The organism is Enterobacter sp. BIDMC 29, assembly GCF_019378755.1.
In the GTDB taxonomy this organism is placed as follows: domain Bacteria; phylum Pseudomonadota; class Gammaproteobacteria; order Enterobacterales; family Enterobacteriaceae; genus Enterobacter; species Enterobacter ludwigii.
In genome coordinates this window covers 2038740-2063203 of record NZ_CP080000.1, presented here as the reverse complement: position 1 = coordinate 2063203, position 24464 = coordinate 2038740, and the positions used below count along the sequence as shown (strand labels likewise).

Below are 24464 nucleotides of genomic sequence, written 5' to 3'. Positions count from 1 at the left end.
CATCTAATGGAATGCAGAAATGGCATTTCTGCGGCGACAAAAGTCGATCGAATATTCACTTCCTGTGTTCGATATAAATAAGCATACCCTTGTATTCTGTCTAAGAAAACTCTTAATTAGGCTGTGTTTACCATACATTACAAAATTTAATATAGTACAGAAATGAAAACAGGTGGATATAAATTAACACATTAATAACTAATTGATTTTTATGTGTTTGTGTATTGTTTGTCTCGTTTTTTCAAGAGTGAAAATATTAAGGCAACAGAATCTTCTGTGACGATGTGAAAAACAGATCAATCAATCAGGATATATTTTGAGGAATAAAATTGCGCTAAATCAATTTATCGCAAAAAGGCGAGTGTGTGATCGCTGTGCAAGATTGTTCTTAATGATTGTGTAAAAATGAAACACTGTTTTATCTTGTTTCAATCATTGAGGTCTATGATGGCAAAGGTTGCGGTGCTGTTGGCACCCGGTTTTGAGGAAGCAGAGGCGATTATCACCATTGATATTTTGCGCCGGCTGAACATCGACGTGGAAACTCTGGCCTGCGCGCAGTCGCGTGCAGTGGTCAGTTACCATAACATTCCCATGGTGGCAGACAGCACCTTATCAGAACGCCGTGATTCGCTTTACGATGCGATTGTTCTACCCGGGGGACCCCAGGGCAGCGCAAATCTGGCCGCGGATCCGCAGGTTATCCGTTTTATTTCTGCACATGACGCGCGCGGAAAGCTGATTTGCCCTATTTGTTCAGCAGCGGCGCGCGTGCTGGGGGGAAATGGGCTGCTTCGGGGGCGTCGCTACGTCTGCTCCGGGGATTTATGGGAGACGGTAAAAGACGGTGAATATGTGGATGCACCGGTCGTCCAGGATAAAAACCTGCTCAGTGGCAAAGGTCTTGGTCATGCTTTTGACTTTGCGCTGGCCCTGGCTGCTCGACTGTTGGGTGACGAAACGCCCGTTCGCGATCACGCTGACCACATCTATTACGCCTGGTAAATTTCCCGCCGGATGCTAGAGCGTCCGGCGCTCAGGGACTTCTTAGCTGATCTTATGGATAATTCTGCTTAACCCCGTTTCATTTGTCCGACAATTCCTGCCGTTTTTATGTCATTTTCCGCTGAATTTATGTACGCAATTACTGTAATTCTGCGGTGTGATGGCGCTCTCTTATGGATGATTAATTTCCCGCTAAAACTATCACCAGCAATAACGCTTATGACGAGGTAAGCGCTAATGCCTTGTTTTAAGTCCGATTAAATAAGAAGCACGCAAATATTCCCTACAGAAAAGAATGCTAAAGCTGGAGTTTACCATGCACAAATTTACTAAAGCGCTGGCGGCCGTTGGTCTGGCTGCTGTTATGTCACAATCCGCTATCGCAGAGAATTTAAAACTCGGTTTTTTGGTAAAACAGCCAGAAGAGCCGTGGTTCCAGACTGAGTGGAAATTCGCCGATAAAGCCGGAAAAGATTTAGGTTTTGACGTCATTAAAATCGCCGTGCCTGACGGTGAAAAAACTCTGAACGCCATCGACAGCCTGGCGGCCAGCGGTGCGAAAGGTTTCGTTATCTGTACACCCGATCCAAAACTGGGGTCGGCAATTGCGGCTAAAGCGCGCGGTTACGACATGAAGGTTATTGCCGTTGACGATCAGTTCGTCAATGCCAAAGGCAAGCCAATGGACACCGTGCCGCTGGTAATGATGGCCGCGACCAAAATTGGTGAGCGCCAGGGTCAGGAACTCTATAAAGAGATGCAAAAGCGCGGCTGGGATGTAAAAGAGACGGGCGTCATGGCCATCACGGCTGATGAGCTGGATACTGCACGTCGTCGTACTACCGGTTCCATGGACGCTCTGAAAGCCGCCGGCTTCCCGGAAAAACAGATCTATAAAGTGCCTACCAAATCCAACGATATCCCCGGCGCGTTCGACGCCGCGAACTCAATGCTGGTTCAACACCCGGAAGTTAAACACTGGCTGGTGGTCGGTATGAACGACAACACCGTGCTGGGTGGCGTGCGTGCGACAGAAGGTCAGGGCTTTAAAGCTCCGGATGTGATCGGTATCGGTATCAACGGCGTTGACGCCGTCAGCGAACTGTCCAAAGCGCAGGCGACCGGCTTCTACGGCTCTCTGCTGCCAAGCCCGGACGTACACGGCTACAAATCCAGTGAAATGCTCTACAACTGGGTGACCAAAGGGGCTGAACCGCCGAAATTTACTGAAGTGACCGACGTGGTGCTGATTACCCGCGACAACTTCAAAGAGGAACTGGCGAAAAAAGGACTGGGCGGTAAGTAATACGCTGTGATTGCGCCCCTCATTCACCATGAGGGGCCAGACGTACACACTACAGGAATCACGGAGACGTTATGCGACAGTCTGATCCGTATCTCTCATTTCGCGGCATCGGGAAAACGTTCCCCGGTGTTAACGCGCTGACCGATATCAGTTTCGACTGCTATGCCGGCCAGGTTCATGCCCTGATGGGTGAAAACGGCGCGGGAAAATCCACGCTGTTGAAAATCCTCAGCGGCAACTATTCCCCTACGACCGGCACACTGGCCATTCGTGGCGAAGAGGTGGCTTTTGCTGATACCACGGCGGCGCTTAATGCCGGGGTGGCCATTATCTATCAGGAACTGCACCTGATCCCAGAGATGACCGTGGCCGAGAACATCTATTTAGGACAGCTCCCGCACAAAAGCGGCGTGGTTAATCGTTCGCTACTTAATTATGAAGCAGGGCTGCAGCTTAAACATCTTGGGCTGGACGTCGATCCTCAGACGCCGCTGAAATACCTCTCCATCGGCCAGTGGCAGATGGTTGAAATTGCCAAGGCTCTGGCGCGTAACGCCAGAATTATTGCCTTTGACGAACCCACCAGTTCGCTTTCCGCACGTGAAATCGAAAACCTGTTCCGCGTGATCCGGGAGTTGCGCCAGGAAGGCCGCACGATTTTGTATGTTTCGCACCGTATGGAAGAGATATTTGCCCTGAGCGACGCCATCACCGTGTTTAAAGATGGCCGCTATGTGCGCACCTTTAGCGACATGGCGCAGGTGAACCATGACCAGCTTGTCCAGGCGATGGTCGGACGCGATCTGGGGGACATTTACCACTGGAAACCGCGTGAGTACGGCCCTGAACGCCTGCGACTGGATAATGTAAAAGCGCCGGGAGTACGCATGCCGGTTTCGTTATCGGTACGCAGCGGTGAAATCGTCGGGCTGTTCGGCCTGGTGGGTGCAGGGCGTAGCGAATTAATGAAAGGGTTGTTCGGCGGCACGCGCATTACCGAGGGCGTGGTGTCTATTGACGGCGCACCGGTGGATATTCAGAAGCCCGCCCACGCGATTAAGGCAGGCATGATGCTCTGCCCGGAAGATCGCAAAGCGGAGGGGATTATTCCGGTGCATTCGGTGCGTGACAATATCAATATCTCCGCCCGTCGCAAATTTATCCGCGCAGGATGCCTGATCAACGATAGCTGGGAATCGAGCAATGCCGATCACCACATTCGTTCACTCAATATCAAAACGCCGGGACCGGAACAGCTGATCATGAATCTTTCCGGGGGCAACCAGCAGAAGGCCATTCTGGGCCGCTGGCTGTCGGAGGATATGAAGGTCATTTTACTGGACGAACCGACGCGCGGTATCGATGTGGGGGCAAAACACGAGATTTATAACGTGATCTATGAACTGGCAAAACGCGGCGTGGCGGTGCTTTTCGCCTCCAGCGATCTGCCTGAAGTGCTTGGCGTCGCCGATCGCATTGTCGTCATGCGTGAAGGTGAAATTGCCGGTGAATTGCTTCATGAACAGGCGAATGAACAACAGGCGTTGAATCTCGCCATGCCTAAAGTCAGCCAGGCTGTCGCCTGAGTAAGGAGTTAATGATGTCCTCTGTTACTACATCCGGAGCGCCAAAGTCGGCGTTCAGTTTTGGCCGAATCTGGGATCAGTACGGCATGCTGGTGGTCTTTGCCGCCCTGTTTGTCGCCTGTGCGATCTTCGTTCCTAATTTTGCCACTTTTATTAATATGAAAGGGCTGGGGCTGGCCATTTCCATGTCCGGCATGGTGGCCTGCGGTATGCTGTTCTGTCTGGCCTCGGGCGATTTTGACCTGTCGGTGGCCTCGGTTATTGCCTGTGCCGGCGTTACCACGGCTGTGGTAATCAACATGACGGAGAGCCTGTGGATTGGCGTGCTGGCGGGTCTGTTACTGGGCGTGCTCAGCGGGCTGGTGAACGGCTTTGTCATTGCTCGCCTGAAGATTAACGCCCTGATCACAACGCTTGCGACCATGCAAATTGTGCGAGGTCTTGCCTATATCATCTCTGACGGTAAAGCGGTGGGGATTGAAGACGAGCGCTTCTTTACCCTTGGTTACGCTAACTGGCTGGGGCTGCCAGCGCCAATCTGGCTGACCGTGGCCTGTCTTATACTGTTCGGGTTCCTGCTCAACCGGACCACGTTTGGCCGTAATACCCTGGCTATCGGGGGCAATGAAGAAGCCGCACGTCTGGCCGGTGTGCCGGTTGTGCGTACCAAGATTATTATCTTTGTTCTCTCCGGGCTGGTCTCTGCAGCCGCAGGGATTATTCTGGCATCGCGAATGACCAGTGGCCAGCCAATGACCTCTATCGGTTATGAGCTGATCGTCATTTCAGCCTGTGTTTTGGGGGGCGTTTCCCTGAAAGGCGGCATCGGAAAAATCTCATATGTGGTGGCCGGTATCCTGATCCTGGGGACGGTAGAGAACGCCATGAACCTGCTCAATATTTCGCCGTTCTCTCAGTACGTCGTTCGTGGCCTGATCCTGCTGGCAGCGGTGATATTCGACCGTTACAAGCAAAAAGCGAAGCGTACCGTCTGAGGTTTTTCCTATCTTTATATTGCTCAACTAATAACCTTAGCTGACCCCCGAACCGCCTCGCCAGTTTTGCTGGCGGGGCGGTTGTCAAATGGCGAGCGACGTCACACTGTCTATACTTACATGGCTATGAAAGAGGTAAAGGCGTTTACCTCTCGTAAACCGTAAGGAGGAATAGGGTGGCTGACTTGTTAACTGCACCGCCTGTACTGCCCGGACACTATGCTTTCTTTTTTGATCTCGACGGTACGCTCGCCGAGATAAAGCCGCATCCTGACCTGGTGGCGATCCCCGCCACGGTTCTTCAGAAGTTGCATCAGCTCTCGCAGATGACTGAGGGAGCAGTGGCATTGATATCAGGGCGCTCGATGGCCGAACTGGACCAGCTTGCCAGGCCTTATCGCTTTCCGCTGGCCGGTGTACACGGAGCGGAGCGCCGCGACATCCATGATCAAACGCATATCGTTTCACTCCCCGACGCATTAATCCAGGCGCTACAGGTACAACTCTCGTCTGCGCTGGCAGAATTGCCCGGTACGGAGCTTGAAGCCAAAGGGATGGCCTTTGCCCTGCATTATCGCCAGGCGCCGCAGCACGAAGCGGCTGTGCTTGCGCTTGCGACCGCTATAGCAAATGCACATCCGGAGCTGGCGCTGCAGCCGGGTAAATGCGTGGTGGAGCTTAAACCTAAAGGGATCAATAAAGGCGCGGCGATTGCTGCGTTTATGGCGACACCGCCTTTTAACGGCAGGACGCCCGTTTTTATTGGGGATGACCTGACCGATGAGGCAGGGTTTCGTGTGGTGAATCAGGCCGGAGGGATCGCCATCAAGGTCGGGCCTGGTGAGACTGTCGCCGAATGGCGTCTGGCGGATGTCGCCAGCGTCTGGCAGTGGATATCTGACATCGCTAACCAGCAACAACAACAAATAGCGCAAAACAAAGGGGGAAACCATTATGGGTCGCTTAGTCGTCGTCTCTAACCGAATTGCACCGCCTGATGATAAAAAATCCAGTGCAGGTGGCCTGGCGGTTGGGGTATTAGGTGCCTTAAAAGCCGCCGGTGGGCTGTGGTTTGGCTGGAATGGTGAAATCAGTGAAGAACAGAAACCGCTCAAGAAAGTGACGCGCGGAAATATTACGTGGGCGTCGTTTGCGTTAAACGAAAAAGATTATGACGAGTATTACTCGCAGTTCTCCAATGCTGTGCTGTGGCCAGCGTTTCACTATCGTCTGGATCTGGTCAAATTCCAGCGCGAGTCCTTTGAAGGCTACACGCGGGTGAATTCGCTGCTGGCGGATAAACTGCTGCCTTTAATCGAGGAAGACGATATTTTATGGATCCACGATTATCACCTGCTGCCCTTCGCCAGAGAGTTGCGTAAAAGGGGAGTGAATAACCGGATTGGCTTTTTCCTGCATATTCCGTTCCCGACGCCGGAAATCTTTACCGCGCTGCCGCCGCATGAAGAGTTGCTGGATGCGCTGTGTGACTACGATCTGCTGGGCTTCCAGACCGAGAATGACCGACTTGCGTTCCTTGATTCTGTGTCCGGCAAAACGCGAGTGGTGACCAAAGGGGGGAAAACCCATACGGCCTGGGGCAAGACATTCCACACTGAAGTGTATCCCATCGGTATTGAACCTGAAGAGATTGCCGAGCAGGCTTCCGGTCCGCTGCCGCCCAAACTGGCGCAGCTTAAGAATGAACTCAAGCATGTGAAGAATATCTTCTCGGTGGAACGTCTTGATTATTCCAAAGGGCTGCCGGAACGTTTCCTGGCGTATGAAACGCTGCTGGAGAAGTATCCGCAGCATCACGGTAAAATCCGCTATACGCAGATAGCGCCCACCTCGCGCGGTGAAGTGCAGGCTTATCAGGATATTCGTCACCAACTGGAGACGGAAGCAGGGCGCATTAATGGCCGCTACGGTCAGTTGGGCTGGACGCCGCTCTTTTATCTGAATCAACACTTTGACCGTAAGATCCTGATGAAAGTGTTCCGCTATGCGGATGTCGGGCTGGTTACGCCATTGCGGGACGGGATGAACCTGGTCGCGAAAGAGTACGTCGCCGCCCAGGACCCCGCCGATCCGGGTGTGCTGGTGCTTTCCCAGTTTGCCGGGGCCGCCAATGAATTGACGTCTGCGCTTATCGTCAACCCTTACGATCGTGACGACGTGGCGAATGCCCTCAACCGTGCGCTGACGATGCCGCTCACGGAGCGTATTTCCCGCCATGCCGAGATGATGGAAACGATCCGTAAGAACGATATTAACCACTGGCAGGCGCGTTTTATTCGCGATCTTCGTGATATTGCCCCGCAGAGTAATGAAGGCCATCTGCAAAAAAAGATCGCGACATTCCCTAAACTCGCCTGATTTTCCTCTGGGGGTTTAACGACCCCCAAGAGGCACTAACAACACATCCACCTGGCTTGACGCGACAATCGATTTCGCCGCACAGGCTGCGCGAGAAAAAAAGCTGTGGTTATGATTTCCGCATATTACTAAATCAATATTCTGCTTACTGCATATGCTGAGAATATGCGCATTAAGCTCCCCGGTCGCAATAATGGTGTCATATATAGGATATTGCGCCTTTTCTACCAGCTCGCGCATAAATTGCTGCGTTTCTTCCTGTAATACCTCACGAATATCTTCCAGCATGGGGGCAGCCAGTTGATTATACATCTCAGGCTCGGCCGCGAGGGTGATCAGGCTGATACGGGCATTATGCGGTCTGGCAATGGAAACCGCCCGGGCGATGAGTTCATGGCTTTCGGGCGAAACCGCAACAGAAACAAGAAGATGGGAGTAACTCATAACGCACTCCTTAGGTGTCTGAAAGACAGCGTCTTAGTCACCATTACCGCGATTTCACCGGATCTGCAAGAGGTGAATACGACATAAGTGTGAAGCTAATCATAATTATTCATTAATTATTCTTATAAGAAGAATAACGGGAAAACGTGCCTAAATGAAAAAAATTAACAACTTAACCTGAATCACACTTTTTTACGTTTCCGGTGTTAAATCGTTTTAATGCGTTATAAACACATTTCTAATGATTACCATGTGAAACAATTGTTATGGGCGTTTTTCATAACTACATGTTTTTTATAGGTAATGAAAATGTGACCTTAAGATGGATTCGCTGTGACGCGCATCCGGTCGCTGACACGTTTCGAACAGCACATGTCATGCCACTTCTGCTCATGCTCCTGCATGAGTATTCGCCCATAAAGAATAGAAAACAGTGTCGATCGTTCAAAAAATAACCAATTTACAAGTCATACTGATGGATTTATGGGAGATATTCACTTAAATTGTGTGACGTAGATCACATTTTTTTTAAATTTGGGGGTGGCTGCATTGTATGTGTCAAAACTGACGAGTAGAGTTTGCGTCGAATTAGGAAAAATCTTAGTTATTTGTAAGAAATGATAAAACGTGTAAGAGACGTAACCGCGTTTCAGCTGTTGCGCGTTTCAATGAATACAAACCTAAATTCGACTATGCATTTAGCCTTTTCTTTTTTATACCGGGTGATTTCCCGGCGACATCACGGGGTGCGGTCTTTCCGCATAAAAATAATAGTTGGTTATTCGGGATGGGAACAATGCATACATCCGAGTTGCTAAAACATATCTATGACATCAATTTGTCGTATTTACTGCTCGCGCAGCGTTTGATTAGTCAGGACAAGGCGTCCGCGATGTTTCGTCTGGGTATTAATGAAGAAATGGCAACCATGCTGGGTGGGTTAACCCTTCCTCAAATGGTTAAACTGGCGGAAACAAACCAACTGGTTTGCCAGTTCCGTTTTGACAATCCTCAGACTATCACGCGTCTGACGCAGGATTCCCGTGTTGACGATCTTCAACAGATCCATACGGGTATTCTTCTTTCCACTCGCTTGCTTACCGAAATCAGCCAGCCTGATGACGCAGCCCGTAAGAAAAGGGCCTAGCAATGAGCGAGAAAAGCATTGTTCAGGAAGCGCGTGACATACAGTTAGCAATGGAGCTGATTACGCTCGGTGCTCGTTTACAAATGCTGGAAAGCGAGACTCAGCTGAGTCGTGGTCGCCTCATCAAATTGTATAAAGAGTTACGTGGTAGTCCCCCGCCGAAAGGAATGCTGCCGTTTTCAACGGACTGGTTTATGACCTGGGAACAGAACATTCATGCCTCCATGTTCTGTAATGCTTGGCAGTATCTTCTCAAAACCGGTTTGTGTAGCGGCGTTGATGCCGTGATCAAAGCGTATAAACTTTACCTTGAACAATGCCCGCAGCAGGACGAGGGTCCTTTGCTGGCGCTCACCCGCGCATGGACGCTGGTGCGTTTTGTTGAAAGCGGAATGCTTGAGCTGTCGCGCTGTAACTGCTGCGATGGCAATTTTATTACCCATGCGCATCAGCCTGCAGGCAGCTTCGCCTGTAGTTTATGCCAGCCTCCATCCCGAGCAGTAAAAAGACGTAAACTTTCCCGGGAAGCTGCCGATATTATTCCACAACTGCTGGATGAACAGATCGAACAAGCTGTTTAACCCGAACGTGTGGGCAAGATTCCAGCAGCGGTAAGCAATTACCGCTGCTTTTTTTTACCCCGCAAACGGTAAACGCTGCGAGCTGAACATCCTTGCCATAGTCACTAGCGGAAGGATGATGTCGTGCTTATCTTATTAGGTTACCTGGTAGTTCTCGGTACAGTTTTCGGCGGTTACATGATGACCGGCGGGCACCTTGGAGCACTCTATCAACCGGCTGAACTTATTATCATCGGCGGCGCAGGGGTAGGGGCTTTTATCGTTGGTAATAACGGTAAATCGATCAAGGGCACGCTGAAAGCTATTCCACTGCTGTTCCGTCGCTCTAAATACACCAAAAGCATGTATATGGATCTGCTTGCGCTGCTCTATCGTCTGATGGCGAAGTCGCGTCAGCAGGGCATGTTCTCGCTTGAGCGGGATATTGAAAACCCGAAAGAGAGCGAAATTTTTGCCAGCTACCCGCGCATTCTCGCTGACGCAATGATGCTGGATTTCATCGTCGATTACCTGCGACTGATCATCAGCGGCAACATGAACACCTTCGAAATCGAAGCGCTGATGGACGAAGAGATTGAAACGCACGAAAGCGAATCCGAAGTGCCGGCAAACAGCCTGGCACTGGTGGGTGATTCCCTCCCTGCGTTCGGTATCGTCGCGGCGGTGATGGGCGTGGTACACGCGCTGGCCTCGGCGGATCGTCCTGCGGCAGAGCTGGGCGCGCTGATTGCGCATGCGATGGTGGGCACCTTCCTCGGTATTTTGCTGGCGTATGGTTTTATCTCTCCGCTGGCCAGCGTTCTGCGTCAGAAGAGCGCGGAAACGACCAAAATGATGCAGTGCGTGAAGATCACGCTGCTCTCTAACCTCAACGGTTATGCGCCACCTATCGCAGTTGAATTCGGCCGTAAAACGCTTTATTCCAGCGAGCGCCCGTCGTTTATCGAGCTTGAAGAACACGTGCGTGCGGTGAAAAACCCAAACCAACAGACGACAACTGAGGACGCATGAAAAATCAGTCCCATCCGATCGTCATCGTAAAAAAACGCAAGCACAAGGGGCATGGGCACGGCGCGCATGGCTCCTGGAAAATCGCGTACGCCGATTTTATGACCGCAATGATGGCATTCTTTCTGGTGATGTGGCTCATCTCCATCTCCAGTCCGAAAGAGTTGATCCAGATTGCCGAGTATTTCCGAACGCCGCTGGCGACCGCCGTGACCGGTGGGCAGCGAATCTCTAACAGCGACAGCCCGATCCCTGGCGGCGGCGATGATTACACCCAGCAGAAGGGTGAGGTGAAGAAAGAGCCGAACATCGACGAGCTGAAAAAACGCATGGAGCAAGCGCGCCTGAAGAAACTGCGCGGCGATCTCGATCAGCTGATTGAGGCGGATCCTAAACTGCGTGCCCTGCGACCACACCTGAAGATCGATCTGGTGCAGGAAGGTTTACGTATACAGATTATTGATAGCCAGAACCGCCCGATGTTCAAAACGGGCAGCGCGGAAGTTGAGCCATACATGCGCGACATTTTGCGCGGCATTGCGCCAGTGCTGAACGGTATTCCTAACCGTATCAGCCTGTCTGGACACACGGATGACTTCCCGTACGCCACGGGTGAGAAGGGATACAGCAACTGGGAGCTTTCTGCCGATCGTGCCAACGCCTCGCGTCGCGAGCTGGTGGCAGGTGGGCTTGATGATGGCAAGGTACTGCGCGTGGTCGGCATGGCATCAACCATGCGTGTCACTGACCGCGGGCCGGATGACGCCATCAACCGTCGTATCAGTCTTTTAGTGCTGAACCAGCAGGCGGAGCAGGCCATCCTGCACGAAAACGCCGAAAGTCAGAATGAGTCACTGGACGATTTAAAACAGCCTGGGGCCGTTCCTTCGGCTGCCGTTCCAACATCGCCACCAGCCAATCCGAGGTGATAGCGTGAGCATGGATATTAGCGATTTTTACCAGACATTCTTTGATGAAGCCGACGAATTGTTGGCCGATATGGAGCAACACTTGCTGGATTTGGTGCCTGAAGCACCGGACTCCGAGCAGCTCAATGCCATCTTCCGTGCGGCGCACTCGATTAAAGGCGGAGCCGGAACGTTTGGATTTACCATCCTGCAGGAAACGACCCATTTAATGGAAAACCTGCTGGATGAAGCACGACGCGGTGAGATGCAGCTCAATACCGACATTATCAACCTGTTTTTGGAAACCAAAGATATTATGCAGGAACAGCTCGACGCCTATAAAAGCTCGGCAGAGCCTGATGCCGCCAGCTTTGAATACATCTGCAATGCGCTGCGCCAGCTCGCGCTGGAAGCCAAAGGTGACGCAGCCGCAGCCGTTGTTCCGGCAGCCAAACTGAGCGTTGTCGATGCCGTTACCGCACAAGAGGCGGCCCCGGCCGCCGCTGCGAGTAAAGTGCGCGTGGTGCTGTCACGCCTCAAAGAGAACGAAGTTGACCTTCTTGAAGAAGAGCTGAGTAACCTGGCGAAATTAAGCAACGTGGTGAAAGGCAAAGACAGCCTGAGTGCGACGCTGGAAGAGGGGATCAGCCAGGACGATATCGTGGCGGTCCTGTGCTTTGTTATCGAAGCCGACCAGATCGCGTTTGAAACCGAAACGGCGGCGGTTGACGTGCCAGCGGCAGTGGAAGAGGTGGCGGTTGTTCCTCAGGCGGCCGCGCCTGCCGTTGCGCCTGCGGCGCCGGTATTGAAAGCGGTGCCAAAAGATGCTGCCGCGCCAGGCCGTGGTGACAAACCGGCCGCGCGTTCCAGTGAATCCACCAGCATCCGTGTCGCCGTCGAGAAAGTTGACCAGCTGATTAACCTGGTGGGTGAACTGGTGATTACCCAGTCGATGCTGGCACAGCGGTCTAACGAACTGGATCCGGTGACCCACGGCGATCTGATTACCAGCATGGGGCAGTTGCAACGTAATGCCCGCGACCTGCAGGAATCGGTGATGTCCATTCGTATGATGCCGATGGAATATGTCTTCAGCCGCTTCCCGCGTCTGGTGCGTGACCTGGCCAGCAAACTGAATAAACAGATTGAACTGACGCTGATGGGCAGCTCCACCGAACTGGATAAAAGCCTGATCGAACGCATTATCGACCCGTTAACGCACCTAGTGCGTAACAGCCTCGACCACGGTATCGAACTGCCGGAAAACCGCATTGCCGCCGGAAAATCCCCGGTCGGGAATCTGATCCTCTCCGCCGAACACCAGGGCGGGAACATCTGCATCGAAGTGACCGATGACGGTGCGGGCCTGAACCGTGAGCGCATTCTGGCGAAAGCCATTTCGCAGGGAATGGCGGTCAACGAAAACATGACTGACGAAGAAGTGGGCATGCTGATCTTCGCGCCAGGTTTCTCGACCGCAGAGCAGGTGACGGACGTTTCCGGACGCGGCGTGGGAATGGACGTGGTGAAGCGTAACATTCAGGAGATGGGCGGCCACGTTGAGATCAAGTCTAAGCAAGGTTCCGGCACCACCATTCGTATCCTGCTGCCGCTGACGCTGGCAATCCTCGACGGCATGTCGGTGAAAGTGGCGGACGAAGTCTTTATTCTGCCGCTGAACGCAGTGATGGAATCGCTGCAGCCGCGTGAAGAAGATCTGCATCCGCTGGCGGGTGGCGAGCGCGTTCTTGAAGTGCGCGGTGAGTACCTGCCGCTGGTCGAATTGTGGAAAGTGTTCGAAGTGGATGGCGCGAAAACCGAGGCCACGCAGGGGATCGTGGTGATCCTGCAAAGTGCGGGTCGCCGCTACGCGCTGCTGGTTGATCAGCTGATTGGCCAGCACCAGGTGGTCGTGAAGAACCTCGAAAGCAACTACCGCAAAGTGCCAGGTATTTCTGCCGCCACTATTCTGGGTGACGGTAGCGTGGCGCTGATCGTTGATGTGTCGGCGCTTCAGGGATTAAATCGTGAACAACGTGTGGCGTACACAGCCGCCTGATCAAGTAGAAGGTAATAACATGACCGGTATGAGTAATGTAACGAAACTGGCGGGCGAGCCATCAGGGCAGGAATTCCTGGTATTCACTTTAGGCGATGAGGAGTACGGCATCGATATCCTGAAAGTGCAGGAAATTCGTGGTTACGACCAGGTTACCCGCATCGCGAACACGCCTGCCTTTATTAAAGGTGTCACCAACCTGCGCGGCGTGATTGTGCCTATCGTTGACCTGCGCGTGAAGTTCAGCCAGGGCGACGTGGACTATAACGAAAACACCGTGGTGATTGTCCTGAATCTGGGGCAGCGCGTGGTTGGGATCGTGGTGGATGGCGTATCTGATGTGCTGTCCCTGACGTCCGATCAAATCCGTCCGGCGCCGGAGTTTGCGGTCACGCTGTCTACCGAGTATCTGACGGGGCTGGGAGCGCTGGGTGAGCGTATGCTGATTCTGGTGAATATTGAGAAGCTGCTGAACAGTGATGAGATGGCGCTGCTGGATATCGCGACGAATCACGTGGCGTAATGTTTCTCTAAACGGTTCTGTGAGGCTTTCGTGGAACCGTTTCGTTCAGTCGGGCATTTCGGTTATCTGATTCGCGCGCTGCGGTGAACGTATTAAGGGGGCTATTGCAGCCCCCTTATCTTATTCGACTATTGCAGACATGGTATTTTCTGCTGGTCTTAAGGTGAACAAAACCATTCCGCCAACCCGTTACGCTTCCTGCTCTACCAGCTCAGTCTCCGCTTCACGCGCCCCTTCATTTTGCGACAGCATCGCAGTCGCAATACCGTTACCCAGCACGTTAATCGCTGAACGTCCCATATCCAGGAAATGATCGATCCCCATCAGCAGCAAAATACCCGCCACCGGAATATTGAAACTCGGGATGGTTGCCGCCAGCACCACCAGCGACGAACGAGGCACCCCCGCAATCCCTTTTGAAGCCAGCATCAGCGTCAGCATCAGCACGGTCACTTCGGTGAAGCTCAGGTGAATATTGTACGCCTGGGCGATAAACATCGAGGCGAAAGAGCAATACACCATAGAGCCCACCAGGTTAAAGGAGTAACCGATCGGCAGAACGAAAGAGGCGATATTGCGCGAGCAACCAAAACGCTCAAGCTGCTCCAGCGTTTTTGGATACGCCGCTTCTGAGCTGCTGGTGGTAAACGCCACCAGCACCGGGTCCTTCAGCATGCTGACCAGGCGGAACACCTCTTTCTTCAGCACCATATAGCCGACGGCCAGCAGCACCATGCAGGTGAGAAGGATTGCCACGTAGTAGCCGCCAATAAAGGAGGCGTAGTTCAGCAGAATGCCCAGACCCTGAGTGGCAATCACAGATGAGATGGCGGCGAAAATGGCCAGCGGGGCGACGTACATCACGTAACCCGTCACCTTCAGCATGATATGGGAGACCACATCCAGCGCGGCCACCAGCGGGGCATTGAATTTTTGCCCCAGCGACGCGCCGGCGATACCGAAGAACATAGAGAAGACCACAATCTGCAGGATTTCATTGTTCGCCATCGCACCGGCGATACTGGTCGGAATGGTATGGGACAAGAACGCTTTCAGCGTCATCCCCCCCACCGCAAGGCCGGTGTCTACCGCCTCTTTCGGGATAGCCAGGTTCAGGCCGCTGCCCGGACGCTCCAGCGTGACGATAAACAGTCCCACCAGAATGGAAAGCACGGATGAGCTAATAAACCACACCATCGCTTTGCCGCCCACGCGACCAATGGTGGAGGTTTCACCCAGTTTCATAATGCCCACGGTCAGCGTGCTGAAGACCAGTGGCGCAATAACCATTTTAATCAGACGCAGGAAAATATCGGTCAGCAGCGTGATGTTATCCGACCATGCTTTGATGGCATCCGCAGAGGCATACTCATGAATCGCCGCCCCTGAAAGAATACCCGCCAGCATGAATATCACGATGAAGAGTGTGAGTTTGTTTGCACTTGCCACGAAAAAAGACCCTCTATGCGCTTTGGTTGCCGTCTGCGCCGATGTATATAGATTTTTTATTACGACGCAGGAAATTATTCGGCACATAAATTGAAGTAAAGCGGAGGGAGATACAACTAGTTTTTAATTTTTATTAATTTTGTTGTTAATGCCTCGACGATATATTGTGATGCAGATCACATTTCGATGGATATATCCTCTGCGTATACGAGAAATAAGGCATTCACAAAGTATTAACATCCTGTTTTATAAATAAATATTCAGTCAATAAGCCATCAGTCTTGCCCTCCGCGGCGCGGGTGGTCGAAGCGGTATCCATAAACTAAATTCTCAATAACCCCCGGAAGAGGAACGTTAAGTGGGGCTAACATCTTGAACAGCAAAAATAAAATGTGGCAAGCGAACGGAAATGTCTTCTGGAGGGTGGTAAATGAAAAGAAAACTCCTTTTGATCTGTGCAGGCACGTTGCTGACGGCGACAACAGCCCAACAGGCGCTGGCGGTGACCAGCAGCGGTACTATTGGCGCGACGTTAACCCTGACGAACGGTTGTCTGATAAACGGCTCGCCCACGCAAAATGGCATTAACTTCGGGACCCTGGATTTCGGCACCCATCCCGCAACGTTTTCCACCCTGACGACGCAGTTGACCGGTGCCAGCGGCGGTAACACGTTCACCATTCAATGTACGACCGCCAGCTATACGGTGGCGATCACCGGGAATACCAACTCCACCGCGCCGGGTACCGTCGTGGGAACGCCAGGCACGCCTGCGCGCTATCTGGTCAACACCACCAATGCTGCACAGGGTGTGGCTTACAGCCTGTATAGCGACAGCGGATTTAACAACGTCGTTGCCAACAACGCGGCACTGCCAATAGCGTCAACCGCCGGGGGCATCGACAGTTACACACTTTACGGGCGCATTACCGGGGGCGGTAACAGCGTTACGGTCGTTCCGGGCACCTACACCGACACGATTAACGTCAGCGTCACCTACTAGTTTCACGCAGCCATGAAGGCATCCATTTTGCGTCTGCGCAACAGCGCGGAGGGGATCGTGCAGCCTTTGTACGCGCTGATCGTCTGCCTGATGCTGGTGCCTGCGGCGGGTGCTGTGACGTCACAGTCATTTAAGGTCAGCGCGACCATTGTGCCCGGGTGCGCGGTATCCACGGGCAGCGGAGGAGTTTTCGGTACGCTCGATTTCGGTACCCACAACGGGGTGGAAAGTGCCCCGGTGAGCACCAGTTTTGTGCCTAACGGGGCCTTGTCCATCGCCTGCACGCCCGGCGTGGCGCTGAGTATGAGTATTAACGGCGGACAGAATTACTCCTCCGTTCGGCGTATGAAGCGCTCAGGGGGAACGGAAGTGGTGGGATATCGCCTTTACAGCAGCAGTTCGCTGGCGGCGAACAGCGAAATTGGCGTCAATCAGGCAATACCGGTGACCTATACCAACAGTAATAACATTGCGCTGCCGCTTTTTGGCGTGGCGCTGCTGACCGGGTTTAGCCCGGCAGGAACGTATTCTGATCAGCTCACCGTGACCTTGTCATGGTGATAAAGGGAGACAGTCGATGAAGCCATTTTTCAGACACCTTTGTCTGGTGAGTTTGTTGGGGGGAATGGCTGCGGCGACAGGCCAGGCGCAGGCGGCGGCAACCATTCTGTTGTGGCCCATCGATCCGTGGCTGTCAGCGGATGCCAAAGCCACTGAATTATGGATCCAGAATCAGGGGAACAGCGCAACGACAATGCAGGTCCGCATTGTGCGCTGGAAGCAGGAGGGCGGTTATGAACGCTACTCCGCACAGCAGGACGTGGTGGCCAGCCCGCCCATCGTCACCATTGGCAAAGGCAGTAAGCAGCTTATTCGTCTGATTAAGCAGGGTACGGTGCCGCTCGGCGTCGAACAGGCCTACCGCATTATTGTGGATGAAATCCCCCAGCCGGATGCCAAAGCCGAGCCGGCCATTGGCCTGAAATTGCAAATGCGCTACTCCATTCCTTTGTTCGTTTATGGACAGGGAATCCCGACCCTCAAAGAGGGGGCACATCATGCGCTGGTGGAGACCAAAAATCTGAGCTGGCGGGTGACGCAGGAGAAGGGACATCCTGCCCTGGAGGTCCGTAATCAGGGGGATGTGCACGTCAAACTCAGCCAGGTGGCGCTGGAGCAGGGCGGGCAGAAGCGGACGGTTGCAGACGGATTACTCGGGTATGTTCTTGCGGGCAGCACCCGCACCTGGTCAATCCCGGCCGGAATAGGTCAGCCAGACCGGCTGAGCGCGCAGATTAATGCCAGGGATACGCAATGGCAGTCGACGCCCGTCAACTGAAACCGGCGATGATGATCCTGCTCTTCGTCAGTACCAGCACCTGGGCTGAGCCCGGGGATGACAGTTTACCGCCGCCGCCGCAGGCTCAGGCGTTGAACGGCGAAGCGGTCTTTCAGCTCTCGATTGTGTTGAATCACTACGACACCGGTATGGTGGTGCCCGTGACGCAGCGCGAGGGGGCATTCTTTATTTCCAGCGCCGACCTGCTGCGGGCAGGGCTTCCGCCGGAGCATGTGCCTGCCGGAGACGTGAACCTTTCTACCCTGCCGCAGGTGCGCGTAGAGTACGACAGCGCCGCGCAGCGTCTGCTGCTGGGCGTTCCGGCCGACTGGGTCGCCTCACGCGTGACCCCTTTCAGCGGACAAATGTCACAAAGCAAACCACACTTCGGGCGTGGAGCGCTGCTCAATTACGATCTCTACACCAACCATACGGAACATGTCGGCGGACAGGCCTCGCTCTGGCATGAATTCCGCTACTTCAATGAGAACGGCTCCTTTTCTTCAACCGGCTATGCCCGGGAAAATTTCACCGGAAACGACGGTCAGCAGGAAGGGTATGTGCGCTATGACACGACGCTTCTGATGACGAACGAGGACGAGGCAACGACCTGGACCGCCGGGGATGTGATCAGCGATGCCCTGAGCTGGAGCACCAGCGTGCGCATGGGCGGGATCAGCTACGGGCGGGATTTCTCCCTGCGTCCTGACCTCGTGACCTGGCCACTCCCAGAGTTCTCGGGCGAAGCGGCGGTTCCCACCTCGGTGGATCTCTTTATCAATGGCTATCGTTCCGGCTCGACCCAGCTTCAGCCGGGACCGTTCACCCTGACCAATCTGCCCTATATCAACGGAGCAGGGGACGCGGTACTGGTCACCACCGATGCGCTGGGGCGCCAGGTGAGTACCACGCTGCCGTTTTACGTCACCAGCGAATTGCTGAAACAAGGCCTGAGCGACGGGGCGGTGACGCTCGGCAGCCTGCGGCGTAATTACGGCATCAAGAATTTTGACTACGGCCCGGCGGCGGGTAGTGGGTCGTATCGCTACGGCGTTACGGACTGGCTGACGCTGGAGGGCCATGCCGAAGGGGCAGAAGCGCTGGCGCTGGGCGGGATGGGGACGGTGGTTAAATTGGGTCGGTTTGGCGTCGTGAATACCGCGTACTCTCAAAGCCGCATGCGTGGAGATAATGGCGGGCAAATCAACTGGGGCTATCAGTACAGTACCAGTGAATTTAGTGTAGCGACACAGCATACGCGGCGCGATCGCGACTTTGGCAACCTCGCCCTCTACGACCAACCGACGGTCTATGACGAAAATGACCGGCCCATCGCCAGTTTTAGTCGCAACACCGACCAGTATTCTCTCACCTTTAACCTGGGCGAGTATGGCAGTCTCGGTGCTGCGTGGATCGGCGTGGAGAGCTTTGACAACCAAAAAACCGAACTGCTGAATCTCTCCTGGAGCCGCAATCTGTGGGGGGCGAGCAGTATTTATCTGGCCGCAAGCCGCGATCAGCAGCGGGGAGACTGGACGGTGGCCATGTCGCTTCAGGTGCCGCTGGGAGAGCGTGACAGTGCCGCCGTAACCTATGAAAACACGCCAGATGCCGGCAGCACGCAGCGTATCAACTACAACCACTCCTGCCTTCCGACGGTGGCTTTAGCTGGAACATGGCATGGGCCAACCAGTCGAAAGCCAATGATTATCAGCAGGGAACGCTGGGCTGGCGCAATAACAACATCGAACTTCAGGGCGGTGGTTATGGCGAAAGGGGCATGATGACCTGGTGGGGAGAGGCGATGGGCGCGGTTGTGCTGATGGACGGCGAACTGTTTGCGGCAAACAAAATCAACGATGCGTTTGTGGTGATCAGCACCGACGGTCACCCGGACGTTCCCGTCAGCTATGAGAACCAGCCGGTCGGCAAAACGAACAATAACGGCTACCTGCTGGTCAGCGGTGTATCGGCTTATTACCCGGCCAGTTATCGCATTGACACCCTGAATCTGCCCGCGGATACCCGGCTGAAAGAGACAGAGCGGCGGCTCGCTATTCGCCGCCACAGCGGTTATCTGGTCGATTTCCCGATGGAGCAGGAGCGGGTGGCAAGCGTCATTCTGCATGACAAGCAGGGGCAGGCTATCCCGGTGGGAAGCCAGGTTCGACGCGCCTCGCGCAACAATGCGGTGGTGGGGTATGACGGCATCGCCTGGCTGGAAAATCTCAACGATGTGAACCCGCTTGAGGTGATTACGCCAGACGGAAAACACTGCTCGGCCACGCTGACCGTGGGGGCCAATCCGGAACATAAACTGCAGACATACGGACCGCTGATTTGCCGGGAGGAACGGTGAAGCGCTTACTGCTGTTGATGCTGCTGCTGTTTTCCGGCGGCGGCTGGGCGGCGTGTACCGTCAGTACGGTAAATGCGTCATTTGGTAGCGTCACCTCGTTCGCGCTCAGCGGAACCGGGGAGGTCGAAACCACCGGCAGGCTGATTGTGGCATGCGACGCCGTGCTCAATCTTCTGACCAACGACTCGGTGACGCTGAACTACACCGCTGCGTCGGTTTCAGGCAACAGCCGTGCCACCATGAAACGCACCGACAATGCGGCCATCACGGATGTGATCCCCACCCGGTTGTGCGGGTTAACGGGGTGTTCGAGCAACAGCGAAGTGCAAATCAGCAAAGCTTATACCTGGAGCGGCAACACCCTGCTGGGATTACTGGGGTCAAAACAGTACAGCATTCCGCTTTATTTCCGCACCGTTGCCGGACAAAACGTCACGGCCGGGCCCTATCAGGTGCTGCTCACCTTCAGCATCAACTACAGCGTCTGTTCCGTGGGCGTGCTGGGCCTTTGCACCCTTCCCCAGACAGGCACGGCGACCACCAGTATTCTTCTCAACATGACCGTCACCAACGACTGCAGCGCCATGACCACGCCGGACGTCAACTTCAACAGTGCGCCGCTGGTGCAAAGTTTCCCCACCGTCTCGCAGGCGATTGCCGTCACCTGTACCAAAGGAAGCACTTACACTATCGGAATTAATAATGGTGCCAACGCGCTGAATAATGTTCGCCGCATGGTGAGCGGCAGTAACTACATGAGTTACGACATTTATAAAGAAGCCACGACCAACCGCTGGGGTGGCAGCGGTACCGAGCGCTGGACCAGCGCAACCTCCTCGCAGGTCAGTACCGACGGTTTATTGCGAACCTACAACTACACTGCCAAAGTCCTTACCAGCCAGTCTACGCCGCCTGCCGGCACCTATACCGATACGCTGATCGTTGACGTTGCGTTTTAACCCCGCGCTTTTCCCTTTCTCAAATGTAAAGTTCCTGTAGTCAGTGCCGATAACACCGTTAATAAATCTATGAGAAGGTGTTGTATGTTGAACCGTATCCGCGTTGTCACAATGCTTATGATGGTGCTGGTCATTTTCGCACTTCTTCAGCTTACCTCCGGCGGGCTTTTTTTCTCGTCACTTAAACAAAACCAGGACAGTTTCGCCGCCTCGAACGATCTCCGCGTACAGCAGAGTGAACTGACGTCGACGTGGGATCTGATGCTGCAAACGCGTATCAACCTGAGCCGCTCTTCCGCCCGCATGATGATGGATCCGAATAATCAGCAGAGCAGTGCGAAAACGGAACTGCTGAAAAATGCGCGGGCGACCCTTGCTGACGCCGCGAAACACTACGACGCCTTTAAGAAAATCACGCCACAGCCTGCCATGGCGCAGGTGAGCCAGAATATCGATGAAAAGTACAACGCCTACTATGCCGGTCTGACGGAGCTTATTCAGTTCCTGGAAAGCGGCAACATGGACGCATATTTCGCGCAACCTACCCAGGGGATGCAAAACGCCCTTGGTGCGGCACTCGGGGAATACGCCAAAGCCAGTGGCGACCTGTATCACTCGGCCTTTACGCAAAGCCAGAATGATTACCGCTTTGCCAAATGGCAGATGGCCGTCATGGCGCTGGCGCTGGTCATCGTGCTGGTGGGCGTGTGGTACGGCATTCGCCACATCCTGCTTAATCCTCTCGGTCGCGTCATTGCCCACATTCGCGAGATTGCCGGTGGTGACCTGACCAAAACGCTGACCGTCTCCGGGCGCAATGAAATTACCGAGCTGGCAAACAGCGTTGATCATATGCAGCGCTCGCTAATTGAGACCGTCGCCAACGTGCGTAACGGATCGGAAGCCATTTATACCGGTACCAGCGAAATTGCGATGGGCAACAACGATCTGTCGTCGCGCACCGAACAGCAGGCGTCGGCGCTCGAAGAGACCGCCGCCAGCATGGAGCAGCTTACCGCGACCGTGAAGCAGAACGCGGACAACGCCCGTCAGGCCTCACAGCTGGCGGAAAGCGCGTCCGAAACGGCGCAGCGAGGCGGTCGCGTGGTGGACGGCGTGGTGAAAACCATGCACGAAATCGCCGACAGTTCGAAGAAAATCGCCGACATCATTAGCGTTATCGACGGCATCGCTTTCCAGACCAATATCCTCGCCCTCAACGCCGCCGTTGAAGCCGCACGTGCGGGCGAGCAGGGGCGCGGGTTTGCCGTGGTGGCCGGGGAAGTGCGCAACCTTGCCAGCCGCAGTGCCAACGCGGCGAAAGAGATCAAGGCCCTGATTGAAGACTCCGTTTCCCGCGTCGATACCGGCTCCGTGCTGGTAGAAAGCGCAGGGGAAACCATGAATGACATCGTGAATGCCGTTACCCGCGTAACGGACATCATGGGTGAAATCGCCTCTGCGTCGGATGAGCAGAGTCGTGGTATCGACCAGGTTGCTCTGGCGGTATCGGAAATGGATCGCGTGACACAACAAAACGCCGCGCTGGTGCAGGAGTCCGCTGCGGCGGCCGCTGCGCTGGAAGACCAGGCAAGCCGTCTGAAGATGGCCGTCTCGGCGTTTCGTCTCGCTTCACTCGCTGGAAACACGGTCACCCCGCAAGCAACGTATCTCGCGCCTGCCGCAGCAGCGGCAGCGACCCGTAAACCTGCAGCGACGACCGGACATGAAAACTGGGAAACATTTTGACTGACATTTAAACCGCGGCTGCTTGCCGCATGATGGGAGCGTGGATGTTAAATCGTATTCGTATCTCGACCACACTGTTTTTGATTCTGATCCTTTGCGGTGTGTTGCAGGTTGGCAGTAACGGGTTGTCTTTTTGGGCGTTTCGCGATGGCTATCAGAATTTGCAGGAAGTTGAGGCGAGTAACCAGCAGCGCGCCGCCGTGGCACAGACGCGCGCCGTACTGTTGCAGGCAAGCACGGCGCTGAACAAAGCGGGAACCTTAACCGCCCTGAGTTATCCGCCGGATGACATCAAGGCGTTGATGGTGACCGCGCGCGACAGCCTGAAGCAGGCTGACGCGCAGTTTAACGCCTTCGCGGCACAGGACGCCGGCAGCGCGGAAGTGAAAGCGCTGAAAGTCGCGATGAAGAAGCGTTTTGATCAGTGGCACAGCGACCTGGATCACCAGGCGACCTGGCTTGAGAACAACCAGCTCTCGGACTTTATGACCGCGCCAGTCCAGGCCTCCCAGGCGGCGTTTGATGCGAGCTTTAATGCCTGGCAGCAGAACATTAACCAGTTTGTCCAACGCGCCGGGAATGACAGCCGTAAAAACTACCATATGTCAGGCGTGATTTTTGCTGTGGTGGTGATTCTGGCGGTACTGCTGACCTGCGGTGCCCTGTACTGGTCGCGCAGAATGATTGTGCAACCGCTGGCGATCGTCAGCAGCCACTTCGACAGTATTGCGAAGGGTAACCTGGCGCGTCCGGTGGCGGTGTACGGCAAGAACGAAATTTCGGCGATTTTTGCCAGCCTGAAGGCGATGCAGGGCGCCCTGCGGGAAACGGTTTCCGATGTGCGACAGGGCAGTTATGCCATGCACACCGGGATCTCGGAGATTGCGGCAGGCAATAACGATCTCTCGTCGCGCACCGAGCAGCAGGCAGCTTCGCTGGCGCAAACGGCTGCCAGCATGGAGCAGCTCACCGCGACGGTAAGCCAGAACGCGGATAACGCGCGTCAGGCGTCTGACCTGTCCAGACAGGCGGCGATGACGGCGAAGAAGGGGGGCGATCAGGCCTCTCACGTGGCCAGTACCATGCAGGACATTGCCGCCAGTTCACAGAAAATTGGCGACATCATCAGCGTGATTGACGGTATTGCGTTCCAGACCAACATTCTGGCGCTGAACGCGGCCGTTGAAGCGGCACGCGCCGGTGAGCAGGGGCGTGGTTTTGCGGTTGTGGCCGGTGAAGTCCGTAATCTGGCGAGCCGCAGCGCCAACGCCGCGAAAGAAATTAAAGGACTGATTGAAGAGTCCGTCTCACGCGTCCAGCAAGGCTCTGCCCTGGTGGACACGGCGGCGAAAACCATGCACGAAATCGTCACCTCCGTTACGCGGGTTAACGACATCATGGGCGAGATTGCTTCTGCGTCCGATGAACAGCGTCGCGGAATTGAGCAGGTGGCCCAGGCGGTAAGCCAGATGGATCAGGTCACGCAACAAAACGCCTCGTTAGTGGAGGAAGCGGCAGCGGCAACCGATCAGCTGGCCAGCCAGGCGGATCATCTGACCGGGCTGGTCGCGGTATTTAATGTGAAAGAGCACGTTGAAGCAGTAACAGAAGTCGGGCGGTCGCAGGCCGTGCCAGTTGTATCCTGAATGTAATTAAGAAGGCGCT

Annotated in this window: 20 protein-coding genes and 1 pseudogene; 19 read left to right on the top strand and 2 right to left on the bottom strand. The window is 54.4% G+C overall.

Translation table 11 applies throughout. The annotated features are described in order from the left end of the window. Positions 1-447 precede the first annotated feature (447 nt). From JTA15_RS09295 to otsA, 6 genes are all read left to right on the top strand, one after another. A complete protein-coding gene (locus JTA15_RS09295; protein ID WP_049023835.1) occupies positions 448-1005 on the top strand; it encodes a DJ-1 family glyoxalase III in 558 nt (185 codons plus the stop codon). A 316-nt stretch (positions 1006-1321) separates the two neighbouring features. Next, positions 1322-2311, top strand: coding sequence for an arabinose ABC transporter substrate-binding protein AraF (gene araF, locus JTA15_RS09290; RefSeq protein ID WP_020883371.1), 990 nt, complete (start codon positions 1322-1324; stop codon positions 2309-2311). Between the two features lie 71 nt (positions 2312-2382). Then, entirely contained in the window at positions 2383-3897 is a 1515-nt protein-coding gene (araG, locus tag JTA15_RS09285) for an L-arabinose ABC transporter ATP-binding protein AraG (RefSeq protein WP_032678442.1), read from the top strand. Positions 3898-3911: 14 nt separating this feature from the next. Continuing rightward, positions 3912-4892, top strand: coding sequence for an arabinose ABC transporter permease AraH (araH, locus tag JTA15_RS09280; RefSeq protein ID WP_014884358.1), 981 nt, complete (start codon positions 3912-3914; stop codon positions 4890-4892). Between the two features lie 176 nt (positions 4893-5068). Then, on the top strand, positions 5069-5872 hold the full coding sequence (gene otsB / locus JTA15_RS09275) for a trehalose-phosphatase (RefSeq protein WP_014170681.1): 804 nt from the start codon (positions 5069-5071) through the stop codon (positions 5870-5872). Further along, positions 5847-7271: an alpha,alpha-trehalose-phosphate synthase gene (gene otsA, locus JTA15_RS09270; protein WP_014170680.1), complete on the top strand. Its 1425-nt coding sequence runs from the start codon at positions 5847-5849 to the stop codon at positions 7269-7271. The genes otsB and otsA overlap by 26 nt, the downstream gene beginning before the upstream one ends. 15 nt (positions 7272-7286) lie before the next feature. On the opposite strand, the gene uspC is transcribed toward otsA, so the two are convergent. Further along, positions 7287-7715 (bottom strand): universal stress protein UspC, encoded by a 429-nt coding sequence (gene uspC / locus JTA15_RS09265; RefSeq protein WP_014170679.1) that lies wholly within the window; start codon positions 7713-7715, stop codon positions 7287-7289. Between the two features lie 796 nt (positions 7716-8511). Here uspC and flhD point away from each other — a divergent pair. The 6 genes from flhD to cheW all read left to right on the top strand — a co-directional run bounded on the left by flhD (position 8512) and on the right by cheW (position 13941). Then, the gene (gene flhD / locus JTA15_RS09260; protein ID WP_020883374.1) at positions 8512-8862 is read left to right on the top strand and encodes a flagellar transcriptional regulator FlhD; all 351 of its coding nucleotides are present in this window, start codon (positions 8512-8514) and stop codon (positions 8860-8862) included. 2 nt (positions 8863-8864) lie between these two features. Further along, positions 8865-9443 (top strand): flagellar transcriptional regulator FlhC, encoded by a 579-nt coding sequence (gene flhC / locus JTA15_RS09255; protein WP_014170677.1) that lies wholly within the window; start codon positions 8865-8867, stop codon positions 9441-9443. 123 nt (positions 9444-9566) lie between these two features. After that, on the top strand, positions 9567-10454 hold the full coding sequence (gene motA, locus JTA15_RS09250) for a flagellar motor stator protein MotA (protein ID WP_008500417.1): 888 nt from the start codon (positions 9567-9569) through the stop codon (positions 10452-10454). Then, complete coding sequence (gene motB, locus JTA15_RS09245; RefSeq protein ID WP_014170676.1) at positions 10451-11380, top strand: flagellar motor protein MotB; 930 nt, start codon at positions 10451-10453, stop codon at positions 11378-11380. Before motA ends, motB begins: the two co-directional genes overlap by 4 nt. Positions 11381-11384: 4 nt before the next feature. Continuing rightward, entirely contained in the window at positions 11385-13418 is a 2034-nt protein-coding gene (gene cheA / locus JTA15_RS09240) for a chemotaxis protein CheA (protein WP_014170675.1), read from the top strand. 19 nt (positions 13419-13437) lie between these two features. After that, a complete protein-coding gene (cheW, locus tag JTA15_RS09235) occupies positions 13438-13941 on the top strand; it encodes a chemotaxis protein CheW (RefSeq protein ID WP_020883376.1) in 504 nt (167 codons plus the stop codon). A 189-nt stretch (positions 13942-14130) separates the two neighbouring features. Here the strand turns inward: cheW and JTA15_RS09230 are convergent, their stop codons facing one another. Then, the gene (locus JTA15_RS09230; RefSeq protein WP_025203835.1) at positions 14131-15390 is read right to left on the bottom strand and encodes a dicarboxylate/amino acid:cation symporter; all 1260 of its coding nucleotides are present in this window, start codon (positions 15388-15390) and stop codon (positions 14131-14133) included. 430 nt (positions 15391-15820) lie between these two features. Here JTA15_RS09230 and JTA15_RS09225 point away from each other — a divergent pair, with 430 nt between their 5' ends. The 7 genes and pseudogenes from JTA15_RS09225 (at position 15821) to tap (ending at position 24445) form a co-directional block, all read left to right on the top strand. After that, positions 15821-16393 carry a spore coat protein U domain-containing protein gene (locus JTA15_RS09225; protein WP_020883378.1) on the top strand — a complete coding sequence of 191 codons (573 nt, stop codon included), beginning with the start codon at positions 15821-15823 and terminating at the stop codon, positions 16391-16393. A 12-nt stretch (positions 16394-16405) separates the two neighbouring features. Then, positions 16406-16954: a spore coat U domain-containing protein gene (locus JTA15_RS09220; protein WP_047744855.1), complete on the top strand. Its 549-nt coding sequence runs from the start codon at positions 16406-16408 to the stop codon at positions 16952-16954. Between the two features lie 16 nt (positions 16955-16970). Then, entirely contained in the window at positions 16971-17732 is a 762-nt protein-coding gene (locus JTA15_RS09215) for a molecular chaperone (protein ID WP_014170669.1), read from the top strand. Then, positions 17708-20091: pseudogene (locus JTA15_RS09210) on the top strand (fimbria/pilus outer membrane usher protein). Before JTA15_RS09215 ends, JTA15_RS09210 begins: the two are co-directional and overlap by 25 nt. Further along, on the top strand, positions 20088-21050 hold the full coding sequence (locus JTA15_RS09205) for a spore coat U domain-containing protein (RefSeq protein ID WP_086463548.1): 963 nt from the start codon (positions 20088-20090) through the stop codon (positions 21048-21050). The pseudogene JTA15_RS09210 and the gene JTA15_RS09205 overlap by 4 nt, the downstream one beginning before the upstream one ends. An 84-nt stretch (positions 21051-21134) precedes the next feature. Then, the gene (gene tar, locus JTA15_RS09200) at positions 21135-22799 is read left to right on the top strand and encodes a methyl-accepting chemotaxis protein II (RefSeq protein ID WP_020883382.1); all 1665 of its coding nucleotides are present in this window, start codon (positions 21135-21137) and stop codon (positions 22797-22799) included. 44 nt (positions 22800-22843) lie between these two features. Then, a complete protein-coding gene (gene tap, locus JTA15_RS09195; protein WP_219373143.1) occupies positions 22844-24445 on the top strand; it encodes a methyl-accepting chemotaxis protein IV in 1602 nt (533 codons plus the stop codon). Positions 24446-24464: the final 19 nt, after the last annotated feature.